The organism is Duganella rhizosphaerae, assembly GCF_040364205.1.
GTDB classification, from domain to species: domain Bacteria; phylum Pseudomonadota; class Gammaproteobacteria; order Burkholderiales; family Burkholderiaceae_D; genus Rugamonas; species Rugamonas rhizosphaerae.
The window spans coordinates 266,322-286,869 of the sequence record NZ_BPWK01000008.1; the positions used below are offsets into that span (position 1 = coordinate 266,322).

General features: G+C 67.4%; 14 protein-coding genes. 13 read left to right on the top strand and 1 reads right to left on the bottom strand.

Features of this window, described 5'->3' with window-relative positions; all coding sequences use genetic code 11:
* Positions 1-2 precede the first annotated feature (2 nt).
* From paoC to RUGAMON1_RS19095, 8 genes are all read left to right on the top strand, one after another.
* Positions 3-2,204 carry an aldehyde oxidoreductase molybdenum-binding subunit PaoC gene (gene paoC, locus RUGAMON1_RS19060; RefSeq protein WP_445231991.1) on the top strand — a complete coding sequence of 734 codons (2,202 nt, stop codon included), beginning with the start codon at positions 3-5 and terminating at the stop codon, positions 2,202-2,204.
* Positions 2,205-2,491: 287 nt separating this feature from the next.
* The gene (locus RUGAMON1_RS19065) at positions 2,492-2,704 is read left to right on the top strand and encodes an MbtH family protein (protein WP_445231992.1); all 213 of its coding nucleotides are present in this window, start codon (positions 2,492-2,494) and stop codon (positions 2,702-2,704) included.
* Positions 2,697-6,620: a non-ribosomal peptide synthetase gene (locus RUGAMON1_RS19070; protein ID WP_445231993.1), complete on the top strand. Its 3,924-nt coding sequence runs from the start codon at positions 2,697-2,699 to the stop codon at positions 6,618-6,620. The genes RUGAMON1_RS19065 and RUGAMON1_RS19070 overlap by 8 nt, the downstream gene beginning before the upstream one ends.
* Positions 6,621-6,631: 11 nt before the next feature.
* Complete coding sequence (locus tag RUGAMON1_RS19075; RefSeq protein WP_445231994.1) at positions 6,632-8,734, top strand: TonB-dependent siderophore receptor; 2,103 nt, start codon at positions 6,632-6,634, stop codon at positions 8,732-8,734.
* A gap of 46 nt (positions 8,735-8,780) precedes the next feature.
* On the top strand, positions 8,781-9,824 hold the full coding sequence (locus RUGAMON1_RS19080) for a GNAT family N-acetyltransferase (RefSeq protein WP_445231995.1): 1,044 nt from the start codon (positions 8,781-8,783) through the stop codon (positions 9,822-9,824).
* Between the two features lie 9 nt (positions 9,825-9,833).
* Positions 9,834-11,165, top strand: a complete 1,332-nt coding sequence (locus tag RUGAMON1_RS19085; RefSeq protein ID WP_445231996.1) for a lysine N(6)-hydroxylase/L-ornithine N(5)-oxygenase family protein — start codon at positions 9,834-9,836, stop codon at positions 11,163-11,165.
* Positions 11,162-12,553, top strand: coding sequence for an MATE family efflux transporter (locus RUGAMON1_RS19090; RefSeq protein ID WP_445231997.1), 1,392 nt, complete (start codon positions 11,162-11,164; stop codon positions 12,551-12,553). Before RUGAMON1_RS19085 ends, RUGAMON1_RS19090 begins: the two co-directional genes overlap by 4 nt.
* A complete protein-coding gene (locus tag RUGAMON1_RS19095; protein ID WP_445231998.1) occupies positions 12,553-13,821 on the top strand; it encodes a PepSY-associated TM helix domain-containing protein in 1,269 nt (422 codons plus the stop codon). The genes RUGAMON1_RS19090 and RUGAMON1_RS19095 overlap by 1 nt, the downstream gene beginning before the upstream one ends.
* 14 nt (positions 13,822-13,835) lie before the next feature.
* Here the strand turns inward: RUGAMON1_RS19095 and RUGAMON1_RS19100 are convergent, their stop codons facing one another.
* Positions 13,836-14,618, bottom strand: a complete 783-nt coding sequence (locus RUGAMON1_RS19100) for an AraC family transcriptional regulator (protein WP_445231999.1) — start codon at positions 14,616-14,618, stop codon at positions 13,836-13,838.
* 99 nt (positions 14,619-14,717) lie between these two features.
* Between RUGAMON1_RS19100 and RUGAMON1_RS19105 the strand changes: the two genes are divergently transcribed.
* The 5 genes from RUGAMON1_RS19105 to RUGAMON1_RS19125 all read left to right on the top strand — a co-directional run bounded on the left by RUGAMON1_RS19105 (position 14,718) and on the right by RUGAMON1_RS19125 (position 20,546).
* Entirely contained in the window at positions 14,718-15,899 is a 1,182-nt protein-coding gene (locus RUGAMON1_RS19105) for an FAD-dependent oxidoreductase (RefSeq protein WP_445232000.1), read from the top strand.
* Between the two features lie 148 nt (positions 15,900-16,047).
* Positions 16,048-16,518, top strand: coding sequence for a chemotaxis protein CheW (locus tag RUGAMON1_RS19110; RefSeq protein WP_445232001.1), 471 nt, complete (start codon positions 16,048-16,050; stop codon positions 16,516-16,518).
* Entirely contained in the window at positions 16,515-18,014 is a 1,500-nt protein-coding gene (locus tag RUGAMON1_RS19115) for a CheR family methyltransferase (RefSeq protein ID WP_445232002.1), read from the top strand. The genes RUGAMON1_RS19110 and RUGAMON1_RS19115 overlap by 4 nt, the downstream gene beginning before the upstream one ends.
* Positions 18,011-18,538, top strand: coding sequence for a chemotaxis protein CheW (locus RUGAMON1_RS19120; protein WP_445232003.1), 528 nt, complete (start codon positions 18,011-18,013; stop codon positions 18,536-18,538). Before RUGAMON1_RS19115 ends, RUGAMON1_RS19120 begins: the two co-directional genes overlap by 4 nt.
* Complete coding sequence (locus tag RUGAMON1_RS19125) at positions 18,531-20,546, top strand: hybrid sensor histidine kinase/response regulator (RefSeq protein WP_445232004.1); 2,016 nt, start codon at positions 18,531-18,533, stop codon at positions 20,544-20,546. Before RUGAMON1_RS19120 ends, RUGAMON1_RS19125 begins: the two co-directional genes overlap by 8 nt.
* Positions 20,547-20,548 lie beyond the last annotated feature (2 nt).

Below are 20,548 nucleotides of genomic sequence, written 5' to 3' on the forward strand. Positions count from 1 at the left end.
ACATGAAGTTCACCACGCCCGCCACCACCAATCCCATCGATCAGCTCAAAGTCATCGGCAAGCCGGTCGACCGTATCGATGGCCCCTACAAAACCACCGGCACCGCGCCGTATGCCTACGAGCAGCACGCCGCCGCGCCCGACGCCGCCTACGGCTACGTGGTCGGCGCCGGCATCGCCAAGGGCCGCATCAGTTCGATGTCGCTGGACCACGCACGGCGCGCGCCCGGCGTGCTGGCCATCGTCACGGCCGACAACGCCGGCAAGCTCGGCAAGGGAAAGATGAATACCGCCAAGCTGCTGGGCGGACCGGACATCCAGCACTATCACCAGGCGGTGGCGCTGGTGGTGGCGGAAACCTTCGAACAGGCGCGCGCCGCCGCCCAGCTGGTGCAAGTGAAATATGCGGCGGAAAAGGGCGCCTACGACCTGGCCGCCGCCAAGGACAAGGCCGTCCTGCCCGAGGGCAAGGACAACAAGGACAGCAAGACCGGCGACTTCGACGGCGCCTACGCCTCCGCCCCGGTGCGGCTGGACGCCAGCTACACCACCCCGGACCAGTCCCACGCGATGATGGAGCCGCACGCGTCCATCGCCGCATGGCAGGGCGACCAGCTCACCGTCTGGACCGCCAACCAGATGATCGCCTGGGGCCAGGGCGACTTGGCCAGGACGCTGGGCATACCGAAGGAAAACGTGCGCCTGGTGTCGCCCTACATCGGTGGCGGCTTCGGCGGCAAGCTGTTCGTGCGGGCCGAAGCGCTGCTGGCCGCGCTCGGCGCGCGGGCCGCCAACCGTCCAGTGAAAGTGGCGCTGCAGCGGCCGCTGATGTTCAACAACACCACGCACCGGCCGGCGACGATACAGCGCGTCCGCATCGGCGCCAGCCGCGAGGGCAAGATCAGCGCCATCGGCCACGAGAGCTGGTCCGGCAATCTGCCGGGCGGCAGTCCGGAGACGGCGGTGCAGCAGACCAAGCTGCTGTACGCGGGCGCCAACCGCATGACCAAAATGCGGCTGGCCGTACTCGATCTGCCCGAAGGCAACGCCATGCGCGCGCCGGGCGAGGCGCCGGGGCTGATGGCGCTGGAAATCGCGATGGACGAGATGGCCGAGAAACTGAAGATGGACCCGGTCACCTTCCGCATCATCAACGACACCACCTCCGATCCCGGGAACAAGGACCGCAAGTTTTCGCAGCGCCGGCTGGTCGAATGCCTGCGCACCGGCGCCGACCAATTCGGTTGGAGCAAGCGCAGCGTCCAGCCCGGCAAGCTGCGTGAAGGCCACTGGCTGATCGGCATGGGCGTGGCCGCCGCCTTCCGCAACAACCTGGTGATGAAGTCGGCCGCGCGAGTGCGGCTGGACCGCGGCGGCGTGGTCACCGTGGAAACCGACATGACCGACATCGGCACCGGCAGCTACACCATCATCGCCCAGACCGCCGCCGAGATGATGGGCGTGCCGCTGGCCGGCGTGGTCGTCCAGCTGGGCGACTCGTCGTTCCCGGTGTCGTCCGGCTCGGGCGGGCAGTGGGGCGCCAACAGTTCGACGGCCGGCGTTTACGCGGCCTGCGTCAAACTGCGCGAGGCGGTGGCGCAGAAACTTGGCCTGAATCCCGACGACGCCATCTTTGCCGACGGATTCGTGCGCGCAGGCGGCCGCACGGTGCCGCTGGCGCAGGCGGCGGCCGATGGCGAACTGGTGGCCGAGGATTTCATGGAGTACGGCGACCTCGACAAGAAGTACCAGCAATCGACCTTCGGCGCCCACTTCGTCGAAGTCGCGGTCGACGCGGCCACCGGCGAAACGCGCATCCGGCGCATGCTGGCGGTGTGCGCTGCCGGGCGCATCCTCAATCCCAAATCGGCCCGCAGCCAGGTGATCGGCGCCATGACCATGGGCGCGGGCGCGGCGCTGATGGAGGACCTGGTGGTCGACCAACGCGGCGGTTTCTTCGTCAACCACGACCTGGCCGGCTACGAAGTGCCGGTGCACGCCGACATCCCGCACCAGGACGTCATCTTCCTCGATGAAACCGACCCGATCTCGTCGCCGATGAAGGCCAAGGGCGTGGGCGAACTTGGCATTTGCGGCGTCGGCGCGGCGATCGCCAACGCGGTCTACAATGCTACAGGCGTGCGCATCCGCGACTATCCCATTACACTGGACAAGCTGATCGCAAAAATGCCGGAGGCAGTGTAGTCCAGGGAGGCGCGCGCTGATGGCGCGCGCCAATCTCACGGTCGCCTCGACCGATATCACTCCCCGGGCACATGTACCTGGCCTGCAATAGAAATATGCCCGACGGCGATTCCGCCCGAAGTCCCGGCCTCCATCCCACCCTGATCTCCCTTCGCCCAGCAGTGGCATTTCAAATCGCTATTGCAAATCTAAATGATAGTCATTATCATTCGCACTGATTATGCTATTGTTAATTTTAACTGCTTGACACCAGCGGCATGCTGGCGTCCGGCGGATCGGGAGCGGGCATGCAACAGGAACGACTGTACGAAGTAGTCATCAACGCGGAGCGGCAGTATTCGGTCTGGCCGGCGCAACGGCCGGTGCCGGCGGGCTGGCTGGCGACGGGCTTCCGCGCCACCCGCGAGCTGTGCCTGGCGCATATCGACACCGTCTGGCAAGACCTGCGTGAGCACAGCCTGCAACTGGCGCTAGCCGGTGAAGAGCTGCGTCATGGGTAACAAACTGCCACCCAACGCCGCCATCGAGCTGGTGTCGCCGGCCCAGCGCAGCCTGTGGTTCCTGAGCCAGCTGAGCCAGACTACCCAGCGCCTGCACATCCGCGTCGAATTACGCTGGCCGAAAGCCGTCGACCGCGCGCTGATCGCCTATGGTTTGACCGCTTTGCAGACACGCCATCCAATTTTGCAGACCACGTTCCACCGCCTGGCCTGGGGCGACATCGAACAGCGCCTTGGCAGCGCGGCGCCGCTTCTGCTGGAGCGCAGCGGTGACTACGACCGCTGGTCCGAACGCCAGGACTTCGATCTGGAACGCCAACCTGGCATGAAAGCCTGGCTGAATGGTTCGACCTTGGTCCTGGCCGTGCATCGCATGGTCGCCGACGTGAACTCGGTCGAGAAACTGGTCGATGAGCTCCTGCGCGGCATCGCCGGCGAGCCATTGCCGGCAATCGGATCGCTGGCCTTTCACCAGCACGCCGCCCGCCAGTTGGCGCAACTGAGTTCCGGTGCGCTGGCGTCCGACTACGATTATTGGATGATCAAGCTGGCCGACGGATCGCCAGCATTGGCGCTGGCTCTGGATCGCCCGCGCACTGCGTCGCGTACTTATGCGGACGCGCAGGTGGAGGCCGTAATCGATGGCGCCTTGTCCCAATCGTTGGATGCGTTCTGCGCCGACAGCGGTGCGCAGCCGGAGCAGGTGCTGCGTGCCGTATTCGCCACCCTGATGTACCGCCACAGCATGCAATCCAATCTGCGCATGGCGACATTCGACGCCGGCCGTCCGGCGGCGTTGGACAGCATCATCGGCCCGTTCGAAAATATCCTCGTCTCCCGCCTGGCGCTGGACAGCGGCATGAGCTTTGCCGCGTTGCTGGATACGGTGCGCGCTGAAGATGCCGCCAATCTGGCACACGCCGCGCTGCCATTCGAGAAGCTGCTGGAACGGCTCAATGCCGACGGTTTCCAAAAACACGAGCTGCCGTTCCAGGTTGCCTACGCCTGGCGCGGGCATGATGCCTGCCTGAAGGACGATGTCGCGCTACGGATAGACGAAGACCATGCCCTGCGCGTAGACCTGCTGCTGCGCGCCAGCGTGCGCGCCGATGGGCGCTATGCGCTGGCCTTGTCGTATGCCGCAGCCTTGTTCGACGCCTCCACCGCTATCGCGCTGTTGGAACGGACGCTGTCCCTGTTGGCGCAAGCGCTGGCCGCGCCGCAGTCCCGGCTTGACCAGCTGCAGCTGGTCGATGCGCAAGCGCTGGCGCAGCTGAGCGCTCCGTGGCCGGCCGCCAGCTACGCACCAGTCCCAGTGCACCAGCTGATGGAGCAGCTGATGGAGCAAAAAATGGCGCAGCACGGGCAAGGCGAAGCACTGGTATGTGGCAGCGACTCGCTGAGCCACGCGGCCATGCACGCGGCGGCCAATCGCCTGGCGCATTACCTGATCTCGATCGGCGTGCGCGCGGAAACCCGCGTAGGCGTGGCGCTGGAGCGGGGCGTCGATATGATCGTGACCTTGCTGGCGGTGTTCAAGGCCGGTGGTGCGCTGGTGCCGATCGATCCAGCCTATCCGCAAGAACGCATCGCATACATCCTGGACGACGCAGCCGTCTTTTGCCTGCTGACCCAACGTTCGCTGCAAGGCCAATTGCCGGCGCCGGCCAACGGCGCCACCATCGCGGTCGATGCGCTCAACCTGAGCCAACTGCCGGACGGACCACCGAACCTGTACGTATCGCCGCAACAGATGGCCTACATCATCTACACCTCCGGCTCCACCGGCAAGCCCAAAGGCGTGGCGGTCGCACACGGCCCCTTGTCGCTGCACTGCCAGGCCACGGCGGAGCTGTACGAGATGAGCGCCGCATCGCGCGAACTGCACTTCTTGTCGATCAGCTTTGACGGCGCTCATGAGCGCTGGATCGTGCCGCTGATCGTCGGCGGCTGCGTGGTGCTGCGCGGCGGCGCGCTTTGGAGCGCGGCCGAAACCCACGCCGCCATGCGCGAACACCGCGTCAACAACGCCGGCTTCCCCACCAGTTACGTGCAGCAGCTGGCCGAATGGGCCGAAGGCCGCAACGACGCTGCACCTCTGCGCCTGCTGTCGTTCGGCGGCGAGGGCATGCCGCGCGCCACCTTCGAACAACTCAAGCGCGCCTTGTCGCCAGAGTGCCTGATCAACGGTTACGGTCCCACCGAAACGGTGATCTCGCCGCTGGCGTGGAAGACCACCGCCAACGCCAGCTTCGAAGGCGCATTTGCGCCGATAGGCCGCGCCGTCGGCCCGCGCCGCGCCTATGTGCTGGACGCGGACCTCAATCCCGTGCCGCCTGGTGTGGCGGGCGAACTGCATATCGGCGGCGCCTGCCTGGCGCGCGGCTACCACGGACAAGCCGCGGCGACGGCCGACCGCTTCATCCCCGACCCGTTCACGGCCGACGGTGGACGCATGTACCGCACCGGTGACCAGGTGCGCTGGCGCGCCGACGGCATCATCGAATACCTGGGGCGCCTCGATCACCAGGTCAAGGTGCGCGGTTTCCGCATCGAGTTAGGCGAGATTGAAGCGGCGCTGGGCAAGCTGGCATCGGTACGCGAGGCGGTCGTGGTGCTGCACCAGCCCCCGCAAGGCGCCAAGCTGGTTGGCTACGCGGTGGCCGAGCAGGGCGCCAAGATCGACGGCGCCACGCTGCGCCAGCAGCTCGCCGCGCAACTGCCGGACTACATGGTGCCTGCCGCCGTCGTCATGCTCGACAGCCTGCCGCTGACGCCCAACGGAAAAATAGACCGCAAGGCGCTGCCGCTGCCGGCCCAGGTGCGGCGCGAAGTGGTGGCGCCGTCCACCGACCTCGAACGTCAGCTCGTGGCGATCTGGCAGGAAGTGCTGCAACTACAGCAGATCGGCGCCACCGACAACTTCTTCGAACTGGGCGGCGATTCGCTCAGCGCACTGCGCGTGCTGACCATGCTCGACAAACTGCTGCCCGATCACGGCCTGGGCATCGTCGACCTGTTCAACTATCCGGACATCGCCAGCCTGGCCCGCGCGCTCAGCGACCAGGACCTGGCAGGCAGCGACGTCGTATGTCTCCAGCGCGGAGGCAGCAAGCCTATGCTGTACTGCTTCCCCGGCTTGCTGGTCAGCACGCTGGAATACACGGCGCTGGTGAACTACCTCGGGCCGGACCAACCGGCCACCGGTTTTATCTGCCACTCGCTGTCCGGTGACGGCGAACCGCAGGCCGTCTCCGCGCTGGCGGCACGCTACGCCGACCATATCCGCAGCCAGAGCGCCGGCCAGCCGGTGATGCTGCTGGGCTGGTCGTGGGGCGGCATCCTGGCCTACGAAGCGGCGCGGCTGCTGGGCGACAGTGTCGACGTACGCTTCGTCGGCATGCTGGACGTCTGCGCGCTTGACGCGGAGTTCGCGGTCGGCGGCGAGAAGCCGCTGGAACCGTCGCTGCGACTAAGCCTGCAAAACGACATCGACGCCTGGCTGGCCGTCAGCACCATGCACAAACGCTGGCTGCATCTGCTTGGCCGCATGGATGCCACCGTCTATACCCAGTTCCTGCACTACGTGAACAACAGCCCGGAGCCGCTGCCCCTGGATGGTCCGGATATCGGCAGCCGCGAACACATATTCTGGACGCTGATGGAAAACGCGCTGGTCTTCCGCGACTACACACTGGCGCCGCTCGATTGCCGCATCCACGCATGGATCGCCGAAGACTCGCTGCTGCGGGGGATGAACGTGATCGACTGGCGCAAGCAGTCGAGCAAGGTCGAACGCGTGCACGCCATCCCCGGCAGCACGCACCTGAGCATCATCGCCGATCCGCAATTCCACCAGAGCTTTGCGCGCAGCGTCGAAATGATCAATCACCCACTTGAAGAAAGCATTACCTGATGCGACACCCGTTGAACAAGCAAGACCTCTCGCCTTTAGCCAGCGCCGTAGCAGGCGCCGTCCTGTTGATGGGCGGCTATCACCTGAACGCCTGCGCCAGCGAAGCCGAAACCACGCTGGCCACCGTGGTCGTGCAAGGCGAGGCCGACACCATCGCAAAACGCAGCAGCACAGGCAGCAAGGGCGACACGCCCATCGTCGAAGTGCCGCAATCGATCTCGGTGCTGAACCGGGAACGGCTGGATGCGCAAAAAGCGCCCGGCATACCGCAAGCGCTGCGCTACACGGCCGGCATGCAGACCGAGAGCTTCGGCGTCGATCCGCGCTTCGACCAATACATGATACGAGGCTTCGAAGTCGGCTCCAACGGCGTGTTCCGCGACGGCCTGAATCTGCCGACGCGCGGCTTCACCGGCTTCACGATGGAGCCGTATGGATTGGAAAGCCTGGAAGTGCTGCGCGGCCCAAGCTCCGTCCTGTACGGCCAGGCGGAAGTGGGCGGCATGGTCAACGCCATCAGCAAACGCCCGACCGCATCCAGGCTGCGCGAAGTGGAGGTGAGTTACGGCAGTTACGACCGCAAGCAGGTCGCCGCCGACGTTGGCGGACCGCTGGACGAGCAGGGTGTGTGGCTGTACCGCGTGTCCATGCTGGCGCGCGGAGCCAAGGGCGCCGTCGACCACACCAAGGACAATCGCCAGTACTTCGCGCCGTCGCTGACCTGGCATCCCGATGTCGACACGACGCTCACGCTGCTCGCCTATCTGCAAAACGATAACGTGCCGCCGAACTTCTACTTGCCATCCATCGGCACCCAGAAGGCCGGCCCATACGGCCAGATACCGGCCAACCGCTTCGTCGGCGAGCCCGGACTCGATCACTTCAAGACGGAACAGCGCAGCATCGGCTACGTGTTTGAAAAGCGCCTGTCGCCCGCATGGAAAGTGCGTCAGAACCTGCGCTACGCGACCGAGAAGGTTGACTACCACAGCCTGTATATGACCGGTCTGCACGACGACGAGCGCACCATCGACCGCGCCAACTTCTCGGCGCAGCAGAAGGCGCGCGTATTCGCCGCCGACCAGAATATCGAATGGAACAGCCGCTTCGGCAGCATCGACAACACCTTCGTGGCCGGCGTCGACTACAGCCGCGCCGTGCAGGAAGGCCAGAACTACCTGGGCGAGGCGCCGACGCTGGACGTGATCTCGCCGGTCTACGGCCAGGCAGTCGGCGCGCCGGACAAGTACGAGGACAAGCGCAGCACCTTGAGCCAGACCGGCGTCTACGCACAGAACCAGATGAAGTTCAACGGCCAATACCTGCTGACGGCGGGCCTGCGCCATGACCGCAGCAGCATCGACAACGACGACTACTTCAACGCGGCGAAAAACAGCCAGAAGGACAACGCCACCACCGGCCGCCTGGGCCTGACCTGGCTGGCGCCGAACGGCGTATCGCCCTACCTGAGCTACGCCACGTCATTCCGTCCCGTGATGGGACAGGCCTTCGACGGCCGCAACTTCGAGCCGGAAAAGGGCAAGCAGGTCGAACTGGGTGTCAAATGGGCGCCGCTGGACCGCCCGGCGCTGTTCACCGCGGCGGTGTTCGATCTGCGCAAGAGCAATGTGCTGACGGCCGACCCGGATCACGTGGGCGCCGGCGCCCAGATCCAGCGCGGCGAAGTACGCGTGCGCGGTCTGGAGCTGGAAGCGGAAGCGAAACTGGATAGCAACTGGAAGGTCAACGGCTCCCTCACCGGACTCGATGCCAAGATCGCCCGCAACAACGACGGCAACGAAGGCAAGCGGCCATCGCTGGTGCCGCGCTTGAACCTGGCCGCATGGGGCGAGCGCACATTCGGCCAAGGCTGGCGCGCCGGCGCGGGCGTGCGCCGCACCGGCGCCACCTTCGGCGACGACGCCAACACCTTCGAACACGCCGGCGTGACCCTGGCCGACGCCATGCTGGGCTACCGCTACCGGCAATGGGACTTCGCGCTCAACGTCAGCAACCTGACCGACAAGACTTACCTGGGCAACTGCTCGACCGACGGCAGCTGCAACTACGCCGCCCGCCGCCAAGCCCAATTCACAGCCCGCTACGTGTGGTAACACGGTGCCAGCCATTCCTCCATACGATTTATACGAAGGATAAAGCATGAACGACACTGTAAAATCCGCGCCATTCCGCAGCGCGATCCTGTCCGGCCAGGCGCTGGAGGTGGTGCATGCGGCCGACACGCTGGCCGTCAACCGCAACGGCCAGCCGGTGCTGCAACTGAACGTCGACCTTGGCAACGAATGCTGGCTGGCGCGCAAATCCGGCGCGCCGCAGCCACCGGCCTTGCTGCAATTGGCCCAGCTGGCCGCGCTGGAATCGCTCAGCGCATCCCGCGCCGAGCTGACGGCCATCCGCCTGCATGCCGGCGAATGGCCCGAGATCAAGGCAGAGCTGCTGCGCAGCGGCGTGGCCCGCGAGTCCGGGCCGTCGCTGACGGTATCGCCGGCGATGTTGTGGCAACTGCCGCAGCTTTGGCTGCCGCAAGCGCCGGCCATCTACCCGCAAAACCACGTGCGCACCGGAGAGCGCTGGCACCCGCAACGTCCCGCCAAGCCGCAAGGCTATGTGTACGAACGCTATATCCCGTGGCTGGGGCAAAGCATCGCCTTCCGCGTCGCCAGCGTCGAGCAGGACCTGGACACCATGCACAAATGGATGAACGATCCGCGCGTGGCCCAGTTCTTCCAGGAGGAAGGCGACCTGGATTACCAACGCGCCTACCTGAACGGCCGCCTGGCCGATCCGCACATGCTGCCGCTGGTGGCCGAGTTTGACCGCGTGCCGTTCGGTTACATGGAAGTGTATTGGGCGCAGGAGAACCGCCTCGGACCTTACTACGCCGCCGACGACTACGACCGCGGCTGGCATGTGCTGGTCGGGGAGGCCGCCTGTTCGGGCGGGCAGTTCATCAGCGCCTGGCTGCCGTCGCTGATGCACTACATGTTCCTGGACGAGCCGCGCACCCAGCGCATCGTCGGCGAACCTGCGGCCAGCCACCAGCGCCAGGTGCGCAACCTGGAGCGCTCGGGCTTTGCCGCCGTCAAGGACTTCGACTTCCCGCACAAACGCGCCACGCTGGTGATGCTGATGCGCGAGAAGTTCTTCAGCAACCGACTGTGGCATCCAAGCCCGAAAGCGTGAGGAGCGGCCATGTACACTGAACCACATACCTACGACATCGTCGGCGTCGGCTTCGGCCCGTCCAACCTGGCGCTGGCGATTGCGCTGGACGAGATCCTGCGGGAGCGCGGCCGCGAACTGTCGCATTGCTTCATCGAGCGCCAGCCGCGCTTCACGTGGCACGGCGACATGCTGTTGCCCGGCACCGATATGCAGATATCCTTCCTCAAGGACCTGGTGTCGCTGCGCGATCCGACCAGCCCTTACTCCTTCGTGAACTACCTGCGCCAGCACAGCCGGCTGGAGGCCTTCATCAGCCAGAAGACCTTCTTCCCGAGCCGGATCGAGTTCAACGACTACCTGCGCTGGACTGCGGGCCACTTCGACGCCCATAGCCGTTATGGCGAAAGCGTCACCCGCGTGGTCCCGGAATACAAGGGCCGCGACGTGGTCGCGCTGCACGTGCACTCCGCCGACGCTGCGGGCCGTGAGCGCCAGCGCCGCACCCGCAGCCTGGTGTTCGCGCCCGGCGGCCGGCCGTTCATGCCGGCTTGCCTGGCGGAGCAGAACGATGCGCGCATCATCCACTCGTCGCGCTATCTGGGCGAAATCGAGCGCAATCCGCTCAGCACTAGCGGCAAGCATGCGCTGGCGGTGGTCGGCGGCGGCCAGAGCGCGGCCGAAATCTTCCTCGACCTGGTGTCGCGCTATCCGAACGCGAAGGTGGACCTGATCCTGCGTGGCTCAACGCTCAAGCCATCGGAGGACGGGCCGTCGATCAACCACATCTTCGATCCGGACTACACCGACTTCTTCTTCGGCCAGCCGCAGCAAGTGCGCCAGTCGCTGCTGGCGGAATTCCGCCACACGAACTACGCGGTGGTGGACGGCGACCTGATAGAGCGCATCAGCGCCATGCTGTACGCCCAGCGCGTCGACGGCAATGAGCGGGTGAGGGTGCTCAGCTCCTGCGCCATCGAACAGGTGCAAAGCGACGAGCATGGCCTGACCCTGAGCCTGGCCCAGGCGGGCGCAGAGACGCCGCACCAGCAACGCTACCATCGCGTGATCAGCGCCACCGGCTATCTGCGCGACACCAGCCGTGCGCTGCTGGCCGAACTCGAACACGAGTTGGACGGCTTCACCATCGGTCGCCACTATCAGCTGGCTACGCCCGCGCACGTGCAGGCGCCTATCTTCGTGCAGGGTTCGTCCGAGACCACACACGGCCTGGCCGACACGCTGCTGTCGGTGCTGGCGATACGTTCGCACGAGATCGCGTTGTCGCTGGTGGACAAGCTGTCGCCCAAGCCGCAACGGCCGGCCCGTACCGACAACGTCGTAATGGAGGAAGTGGAATGAGTTTCGCCAGCGCCGCTTTGCCGGACATGAATTCGCCGCACCTGAAGCGCCTGTTGTTCACCTTGGCGCTGCCGGCGGTGATCGGCTTGTCGGCCAACGCGATGCACCAGCTGGCGAATGCCTTCTTCGTCAGCCAGCTGGGTGTGCACGCAATCGCTGCGATCAGCATCTGCTTCCCTCTGCTGATCGTGTTCGGCGCGATCGGCGAGGGCGCCGGCGTGGGCGTGGCCAGTTGCGTGGCGCGCATGCTGGGCGCCGGCGACGGGCAGCAGGCCAATCGCACCGCCAGCACCGTCATGGTGCTGCTGGGTGTGGCCGGCTGCGTGATGGCGGCGGTGCTGATACCGCTGCTGCCCATGCTGCTGGCCGCGATGGGCACCACGGCAGAAGCCATGCCGGCATCGACCGTCTACGCCACCATCTTCTGCTACAGCGCGCCGCTGATCCTGTTGCAGATGCTGTGCGACTTCATCGCCATCTCGGAAGGTAATACGCGCTTCAGCATGTGGACCTTGATCGGCTCCTTCGCGCTGAACGTGATCCTCGATCCTATCCTGATCTTCCACTACGAGATGGGCGTGGCCGGCGCGGCCTGGGCCACTTTGATCTCCGCATTGGCGGCGCTGCTGGCGTATGCCGTCTACTTCTGCAAGCGGGTCGGCAAGATCCACGTCGCGCTGCGCCATGTGCGGATCGACTGGCGGGGCTTGTGGCAAGTGGTGCAGGTAGGCGTGCCGGCCGCCATGTCGACCGGGTTGGCTGCGGTGGCGTTCGCGCTGATCTACCGCAACGCCGCCACCTACGGCGATACGGCGGTGGCGGCGGTGGCGATCGGCCTGCGCATCCTGACCGGCGGCAGCCTGCCGCTGGTGGGCTTCTGCCTTGGCGCGCAAGCCTTGCTGGGCTTTAGCTGGGGTGGTGGCCAACACGCGCGCTTCCTGCAGGCGACGCGGCTGATGCTGGCCATCTGCAGCGGCTTCGCCATCGTCTATTCGGCGCTGGTGATTGTGTTCGCGCCATGGATCGTCACCTGGTTCAGCACCGATCCCGCCGTGCAGCAGCTGGCGGTGACGACCTGCCGCGTATTCCACCTGAGCTTTTGCCTGTTCGGCTTTCACATGGTGGCGGTGGTGGCGCTGCAGGCGGCGGAGCGCAGCCGCAAGGCCGCCTGGCTGGTGTTGGCGCCGCACGGCTACCTGTTGATACCGCTGCTGTTCCTGCTGCCGCCGCTGTGGGGGTTGGATGGACTGATCGCCAGCATGGCGATCGCCGCCACCCTCAGCGCCGCGCTGGGGGCAACGATGCTGCTCGGCGAAATGGGCGCGCTGCGCCGCATCGCCGGCCAGGAAGGCGCATCTTCAATTAAAACTCTACAGGCTACAAACTAATGCGTCGAATCGCTACATTGCTGCATCGCTGGGCCGGTCTGCTGATTGCCGGCTTCCTTTTCATCAGCGGAGTGACCGGCGCGGTGATCTCCTGGGATCACGAGCTGGATGAATTGCTTAACCCGCACCTGACCAATGCCACCGGCGTGGGTCCGGCGCTGCCGGCGCTGCAACTGGCGCGGGCAGTGGAGGCGCGCCATCCGCAGATGCAGGTGCTGTCGGTGCCGATGGCGGCGGAACCCGGCCACTCGCTGGCCTTCTACGTGGAGCCGCGCGTCAACCCAGCCACCGGCGCGCTGTATCCGGCGCCGTACAACCAGGTGTTTGTCGATCCCGTCACCGGCGCGGAACTGGGCGCGCGCAAGTGGGGCGCGGCCTGGCCGATCACGCGCGAGACGTTCGTGTCCTTCCTCTACCAACTGCACTACACGCTGCACATTCCGCAGATGTGGGGCATCGACCAATGGGGCCTGTGGCTGATGGGCGGCATCGCGATGATCTGGACCGTGGACAGCTTTGTCGGCTTCTATCTCACGCTGCCGGTGCGGCGGCGCGCGGTGGTGGCGGTCGGGCCGCAGTCCAGGAGCTGGTGGCAGCGCTGGCGGCCGGCGTGGCTGATTCGTTTCGGCGCCGGCAGCACCAAGTTCAATTTCGACCTGCATCGCGCGTTCAGCCTGTGGACCTGGCTGCTGCTGTTCACCATCGCCTTCACGGCGTTCTCGCTGAACCTGTACCGCGAAGTGTTCTTCCCGGTGATGTCGCTGGTGTCGGACGTGACGCCGTCGCCGTTCGATGTGCGCACGCCGACCGGCCCGACCAAGCCGCTGAAGCCGGTCCTGGCCTATGCCGATGTGCAGGCGAAAGCCGAACCGGAAGCGGCGCGGCGCGGCTGGCTTGAGCCGGTGGGGAATCTATCGTATTCACCGGAGTACGGGATCTACTCGGTGGCCTTCTTCCAACCACAGGACGAGCATGGTGCCGGCGGCGTCGGCCACCGGCAGCTGTACTACGACGGCCGCAGCGGCGCGCTGCTGGGCGAGCGCCAGCCGTGGAAGGGCACGGCGGCCGACATCTTCATCCAGGCCCAGTTCCCGCTGCATTCGGGCCGCATCCTGGGCATACCGGGGCGGGTGCTGATCTCGCTGATGGGCGTGGTGGTGGCGACGCTGTCCGTGACCGGCGTGCTGGTATGGTGGCGCAAGCGCAGCGCGCGGGTCACGGCGGCGGCAAGAATGGGGCAGCAGCCTGCGGCAGCCGCGCGGCGTTGAGTGTTCGACACGTCTCAACTTCGAAAATACCGCCCAGGGGATGCGCCGAAATGGCGCTTGAACATGACGATGAAGTTGCTGGTCGTGGCGTAGCCCAGCGCGTCGGAGACGGCGTTGACCGATTCGCCCTGCGCCAGGCGTTCCAGCGCGATCGACAGCAGGAATTGCTGCCGCCACTGGCCGAAGCTGCAACCGGTTTCGCTGCGGAACAGCCGGCTCATGCTGCGCGACGACAGGCCGGCCCAGTCGGCCCATTCGGCGAGGCTGCGACCGTCGTCCGGCGCGGCGGCCAGCGCGGCGGTGATGCGCAGCAGGCGGCGGTCCTGCGGCATGGGCAGGTGCAAGGCGGCTTGCGGTTGCTGCTGCAGTTCATCCAGCAGCACCGACAACACGCGTTGCTGCGGCGCTGACAGCGCCTCCTGTCCGGTCCATGTGGCGGCCTGCCGCACCAGCGCGCGCATGATCTCGGTCACGCCGATGACGGTGGGGTGGGGCGGCAGTTGCGCGCTGGCGGCCGGCGTCAGCAGCACGGTCCAGCCGCTGCCCGCGCCGGTGATGCTGACCTTGTGCAGTTCGCCCGGCGGCAGCCAGCCCGCGCGTTGCGGCGGCAGCAACCAGGAACCGGAGGCGGTCCGTACATGCACCAGACCGCTCTCCACGCAAAACACCTGGCCGCGATGATGGCGGTGCCAGTCATATTCCCGCGTACCCAGTTGAAACTCATTGCCCTGGCCGGGGTCGCCCCACAGCACGATCAGATCGGGTCCATCCTGACGCTCGCTGTGATTTTTTGGCATGGCTCAATTTCATTATTTATCGACCAAACCACGTTATCACTGCATAGCCGTATTGTCCAATACTGGACGTTCTTCGCAACCAACCAGGACAGACATCTCATGCAGAAAAATCGATTTCATGTCGCCATCATCGGCGCCGGCCTTGGCGGACTGTGCCTCGCCCAAGGGCTGAAGCGGCGAGGCATTCCATTCGACGTGTTTGAGCGCGACGCGGCGCTGGACAGCCGCTCCCAGGGCTATCGCCTCCGCATCAATGCCGACGGCCAAGCGGCGCTGCGCGAGTGCCTGTCGCCGCAGTTGTACGCCTTGTTCCAGGCCAGCTGCGCGGATGAGCTCGGCCAGGTCCATGCGCTGGACGTTCAGCTGAACAGTGCAGCGCGCTGGAACGAGGCTTGGGATGCCGGCGCGCACGCCGAACCGGACCTCAAAGCCCATCGCCAGTCACTGCGCGAAGTGCTGATGTGCGGCATTGCCGATCGTGTGCACTTCGGCAGGGAGTTGCGCGAGTTCGACCGCCACCACGACGGCCGCGTGTCTTTTGAATTTGCCGATGGCACGCACTGCTGGACCGATCTGCTGGTCGGCGCCGACGGCAGCCATTCGCGCGTGGCGGCGCAGTGCTTCCCATCGGCCCAGGGACACGACACCGGCGCCGTCTGCATCTACGGCAAGGCGGCGCTGGATGCCGAGGCGATCGCGCCGCCGCTGCGCCAAGGCACGTCGGTGGTGTTCGGCGATGATCTGGCGCTGGTGCTGGATGCCATGCGCTTCTCCGGCGCGACTACGCTGAGCCCGGTCGACGACTATCTGTACTGGGCCATGATAGGCCGGCGCGAACGCTTCGGCCTCGGCGCACAGTTGCCTGCCGATGAAGCCGCCGTGCGGCGCTGCATCGCCACCGTCAGCGAACACTGGGCGCCCGGGCTGGGCGGGGTATTTGCCGCAACGCCGGCCGGCATGCTGGCCATGCTGCCGGTGCGACAGGCGCGCGCGCCGCTGGAAACGGTGGCGGGCAGGGTGACGGCGCTGGGCGACGCGCTGCATGTGATGAGTCCGGCCAGCGGCTTGGGATGCAACAGCGCGCTGCGCGATGCGGCCGCGCTGGCCATGCAGCTGTCCAAGGCGCTGCCCACGGCACCGACGGGGGCGGCCACGCTGGAGCAGGCCGTCGCCGGCTACGAACGCGACATGCGCCTGCGCGCGGGCGCGGCGCTGGAGGCGTCGGCACACGGTGGCCGGCAGCTGTACGGCGATGCCAACGACGAGGCGGCCGGGGGCTGAAGGCGATACGGGCGCCGGCCCGGATGCAGTGGAACTGTCGCATTTGCATCAAGTGATTTTTGGATAGATTCTCTGTTAGAATCTTGTGTACCCTTCATGTAAGCGCAAGCCGGCTTCCAGGCGTTCCCAGTCAATGAAATGGATCTCCATGACATTCGATAGTGAGCCATTGCATTCGGTACTGTTGTGTCGCAGCGGGCAACGCCTGTGTGCGCTGCCGTTGCGGCATGTGCGTGAAATCATGCGCGCGTTGCCGGTCGATCCGGTGCCCGCCATGGCCGACTTCCTGCTCGGCCTGGCCCTGATACGCGGCGTTGCCGTTCCCGTCATCGATTGCGCCCGCCTGGTCGGCCCCACCCGCTCGACACTGGTGTCGCGTTTTGTCACCTTGACCGTCGGCCCGCGCCAACTGGCGCTGGCGGTGGACGGCGTGATCGGCGTGCGCCAGCTGGCCGCCGCCGCGCTGGCCGAGATCGCCCCCTTGCTGGATGGTAGCGACGACGGCCTGGTGCAAGCCATCGCCACCCTCGACGCCGAATTGCTGCTGGTGCTGCGCGCCGGCCGCATGCTGCCCGAGTCCATGTGGGAAGCGCTGGCCGCCGGGGAAGCGACCGCATGAACCTCGAGCCTACTTCCTCCCAGGTGGCGCGGTTCCGCGACCTGATCGCCGAGCGGCTGGGCCTGCAATTCGATGAAACCAAGCTGGGCAACCTGGCGCGGGTGCTGGCCCTGCATGCGGGCGGCGACAGCGGCGCTTTTATCGCCGCGCTGGCGGCGGCGCCCGCGCCGTGCGAGGCGCTGCACCGGCTGGCGGTCGACCTGACCGTCACCGAAACCTATTTTTACCGGAATATCGAACAGATCCGCGCCTATGCCGAGGTCGCGCTGCCGGCATGCGCGCAGGCGCGCGAAGGCTTGCCGGTGCGGGTGCTGTCGGCCGGCTGCGCCTCCGGCGAGGAGCCGTACACGCTGGCCATCACGGCGCGCGAGGCCGGTCCGCTGGGCGCCGGCAGCGTCGAGATCCGCGCCGTGGACGCCAATCCCGCCATGCTGGCCAAGGCCGCGCGGGCCCGCTACTCGGCCTGGTCGCTGCGCGAAGTCAGCCCGGCCATGCGGGCGCGCTGGTTCACCCGCGAAGCCGAGCTGTATGTGCTCAACGACAGCGTGCGGCGCTCGGTGCGCTTCGACCAGCGCAACCTGGCCCAGGACGACGACGAGCTGTGGGCGCCCGGCAGCTACGACATCGTGTTCTGCCGCAACGTGCTGATGTATTTCAGCCCGGCCCAGGCGCAGGCGGCGGTGGCGCGCATCGCCGGCGCGATGGCGCCCGGCGGCTACCTGTTCATGGGCCACGCGGAAACCCTGCGCGGCCTGTCGCACGATTTCCATCTGTGCCATACCCACGCCACCTTCTACTACCAGCGCAAGCTGTACGCCGGCCAGGCGCCGCTGCCGGCCGAGTTCAACCAGCCGCCGTGGAACGGCGTGCAAACCCCGCCGGTGCTGTTCGACGATCCGGCCTGGGTCGACGTCATCGCCCGCGCCGCGCAGCGCATCGACACGCTGGCGGTGGCCGCGCCGCGCGCCGGCGCCATGCCGTCGGCGCCGGCGCAGGCCGATCTGCACCATGCGCTGACCTGCCTGCACAACGAGCAATTCGAGCAAAGCCTGGCGCTGATCGACAAGCTGCCGCAACAGCACGCCGACGACCCGGACGTGCTGCTGCTGAAGGCCATCTCGCTCAGCCAGAGCGGCGCGCTGGCGGCGGCGCAGAACGTCTGCCATCAATTGCTGGCGCGCGACGAGCTCAACGCCGGCGCCCAGTACGTGCTGGCGCTGTGCCACGAGGAGGGCGGCGACCACGCGGCGGCGCTGGCCCACTACCGCAGCGCGGCCTATCTCGATCCGGGCTTCGCGCTGGCGCGCCTGCACATCGGCGTGCTGGAACGGCGCATGGGCGACGCCGAGTCGGCCCGGCGCGACCTGGCCCAGGCGCTGATCCTGCTGCAGCATGAGGAAGCGTCGCGGCTGCTGCTGTTCGGCGGCGGCTTCCCGCGCAGCGCGCTGGTCGGCTTGTGCCGGGCCGAACTGGCGGCGCTGGGAGCGGCGCCATGAACCCGGACAGCCTGCCGGCCGGCGGCGCCCGCGCGCTGCGCGAGCAGTTCGACCGCTCGTTCGCGCTGGCCCCCAGCCTGCCGGCCGCCGGCAGCGTCAACCTGCTGACGATACGGATAGGCGCCGAGCCCTATGCGATTCGCCTGGCCGACATCCGCGGCCTGCACGCGGACCGCCGCATCCTGGAGGTGCCCAGCCCCATGCCGGAACTGCTGGGCGTGACCAACTTCCGCGGCCAGATCGTGCCGGTCTACCAGCTGACCGCCTTGCTGGGCAAGGCCGCCGCCGGCGCGCCGCGCTGGATGGTGCTGGTGCAGGCCAGCGCGCCGCTGGCGTTCGCCTTCGAAGCGTTTGAATCCCACATCTGTGCCGGCGCCGAACAATTGATCGCCGCGGCCGACGGGCGGCGATGCGAGGCGGTCCGCACGGCCGGCGGCGTGGTGCCGGTGCTGGCCGTCGCCGCGCTGGCGGCCGAGGTCGAAGCGCGCACGGCGCGGGCGCGACAGGGAGGCCCGCATGGCTAAAGATCCCTACCGCTATTTCCGCATCGAGGCGCGCGAGCTGATCGAGCAGATCGGCAAGGGCGTGCTGGCGCTGGAGCAGGGCGCGCGCGACGCCGAACAGGTGGCCCTGTTGCTGCGCTGGGCGCACACGCTGAAGGGCGCGGCGCGGGTGGTGCGGCAGGCCGGGATCGCCGACCTGATCCACGGCGTCGAAGAATTGCTGACGCCGCTGCGCAGCGACGACGCACCGCTGCCGCGCAGCACCGTCGACCAGTTGCTGGCCGCCTGCGACCGGGTCAACGGGCTGCTGGCGCAGCTGCCGCAACCGGAGGCCGCCCCCGCCGCGCCCGGCCCGGTGCCAGCCGCCGCTGGCGCGCAGGCGACCGAGGCCGAAGCGCCGCAGCGGCTCGGCCGCGCCGACGTGCTGGAAGTCGACGTGCTGCTGGAGGGACTGGGCGAGATCGGCACCGAGCTGGCGGCAATGCGGCGCGCCATCGGCACGCTGGACGCCTTGCGCGAACTGGCGCTGGCGGGCGAGGCGGCGCAGGGCGGCCGCGTGCTGGTGGCGCAGCTCGACACGCTGGAGCGCCGCATGGCCGCCGGCGCCGAACGCATCGACCGCGAACTGCGCCAGACCCGCGACGCCGCCGAGCGCCTGCGGCTGGTGCCGGTGGCGGGCATCTTCACCACGCTGGAACGCTGCGCGCGCGACGCCGCCCACAGCAGCGGCCGCCAAGTCGTGTTCGAGGCCGTCGGCGGCCAGCTGCGGGTCGACGGCGAAGTATTGGACGTGGTGCTGGGGGCCTTGCTGCAACTGGTGCGCAACGCCGTGGCGCACGGCATCGAGGCCCCGGCCGAGCGGCTGGCGGCGGGCAAGCCGGCGGCCGGCCGCATCCTGCTGGAGGTGGCGCGGCGCGGCTACATGGTGTGGTTCCGCTGCGGCGACGACGGCCGCGGCATCGACCTGGCGGCGCTGCGCCGTACACTGGCCGAGCGCGGCCTGGACGCGCCGGACGACAACGCCGGCCTGCTGGCGCGGCTGATGCAGGGCGGCGTCAGCACCAGCCGCGTGGTGACCGAGCTGTCCGGACGCGGCATCGGCATGGACGTGGTGCGGGCCGCGATGGGCAAGCTGGGCGGCAAGGCGCAGGCCGCCAGCGGCGCGGACGGCGCCGCCTTCGAGCTGTGCGTGCCGCTGACCTTGGCGGCGCTGGATGTGTTGCTGGTCGAGGCCGACGGCCAGAGCATGGCCTTGCCGCTGGACGCCGTGCACGGCGCGCTGCGGGTGCCGGTGGATCAGGTGGTGCACACCGTGGACGGCGGCGCCATCGTCTACGAAGGCCAGCTGCTGCCCTTGCTGCCGCTGGCGCTGGGCGCGGCCGCGCGCCAGGGGCAGCAAGGGCGGCACCTGTGGTCGCCGCGCGCGATGACGGCGGTGGTGATCCGCAGCCAGGGCGAGCTGCTGGCCCTGGCCACCAGCCGGCTCGGCGGCGTCGACAGCGTGGTGCTGCGGGCCTTGCCGCCGCTGGTGGCGGCCGATCCCATGGTGCTGGGCCTGTACCTGGACATCGAAGGCGAGCCGCGCCTGGTGCTCGATCCCGAGGAGCTGGGCCGGGCGCTGACCCGGCGCCGCAGCAGCGGCCGCGAAGTGGCCACGCCGTGCCTGCCGATCCTGATCGTCGACGATTCGCTGACCACCCGCATGCTCGAGAGCAGCATCCTGGAATCGGCCGGCTACCAGGTGGCGCTGGCGGCGTCGGCCGAGGAGGGGCTGGAGCTGGCGCGGCAAAACCGCTACGCGCTGTTCCTGGTCGACGTCGAGATGCCGGGCATGGACGGCTTCGGCTTCATCACCGAGATCCGCGCCGATCCGCGGCTGTGCGAGATCCCGGCCATGCTGGTGACCTCGCTCGACACGGCGGCGCACCGGCGCCGCGGCGCCGAGGCCGGCGCCAACGGCTACATCGTCAAAAACGAATTCGATCAGACCGCCTTCCTGGCGAAGATCGGGGAGCTGGTGCAACGATGACG

What these genes read in the sequence shown, in the direction of transcription:
- RUGAMON1_RS19095 (WP_445231998.1), top strand. Translation starts at nt 12,553, where the DNA reads ATGCGTCGAATCGCTACATTGCTGCATCGCTGGGCCGGTCTGCTGATT.
- RUGAMON1_RS19085 (WP_445231996.1), top strand. Translation starts at nt 9,834, where the DNA reads ATGTACACTGAACCACATACCTACGACATCGTCGGCGTCGGCTTCGGC.
- RUGAMON1_RS19115 (WP_445232002.1), top strand. Translation starts at nt 16,515, where the DNA reads ATGAACCTCGAGCCTACTTCCTCCCAGGTGGCGCGGTTCCGCGACCTG.
- paoC (WP_445231991.1), top strand. Translation starts at nt 3, where the DNA reads ATGAAGTTCACCACGCCCGCCACCACCAATCCCATCGATCAGCTCAAA.
- RUGAMON1_RS19100 (WP_445231999.1), bottom strand. Translation starts at nt 14,618, where the DNA reads ATGCCAAAAAATCACAGCGAGCGTCAGGATGGACCCGATCTGATCGTG.
- RUGAMON1_RS19065 (WP_445231992.1), top strand. Translation starts at nt 2,492, where the DNA reads ATGCAACAGGAACGACTGTACGAAGTAGTCATCAACGCGGAGCGGCAG.
- RUGAMON1_RS19120 (WP_445232003.1), top strand. Translation starts at nt 18,011, where the DNA reads ATGAACCCGGACAGCCTGCCGGCCGGCGGCGCCCGCGCGCTGCGCGAG.
- RUGAMON1_RS19105 (WP_445232000.1), top strand. Translation starts at nt 14,718, where the DNA reads ATGCAGAAAAATCGATTTCATGTCGCCATCATCGGCGCCGGCCTTGGC.
- RUGAMON1_RS19090 (WP_445231997.1), top strand. Translation starts at nt 11,162, where the DNA reads ATGAGTTTCGCCAGCGCCGCTTTGCCGGACATGAATTCGCCGCACCTG.
- RUGAMON1_RS19125 (WP_445232004.1), top strand. Translation starts at nt 18,531, where the DNA reads ATGGCTAAAGATCCCTACCGCTATTTCCGCATCGAGGCGCGCGAGCTG.
- RUGAMON1_RS19110 (WP_445232001.1), top strand. Translation starts at nt 16,048, where the DNA reads ATGACATTCGATAGTGAGCCATTGCATTCGGTACTGTTGTGTCGCAGC.
- RUGAMON1_RS19080 (WP_445231995.1), top strand. Translation starts at nt 8,781, where the DNA reads ATGAACGACACTGTAAAATCCGCGCCATTCCGCAGCGCGATCCTGTCC.
- RUGAMON1_RS19070 (WP_445231993.1), top strand. Translation starts at nt 2,697, where the DNA reads ATGGGTAACAAACTGCCACCCAACGCCGCCATCGAGCTGGTGTCGCCG.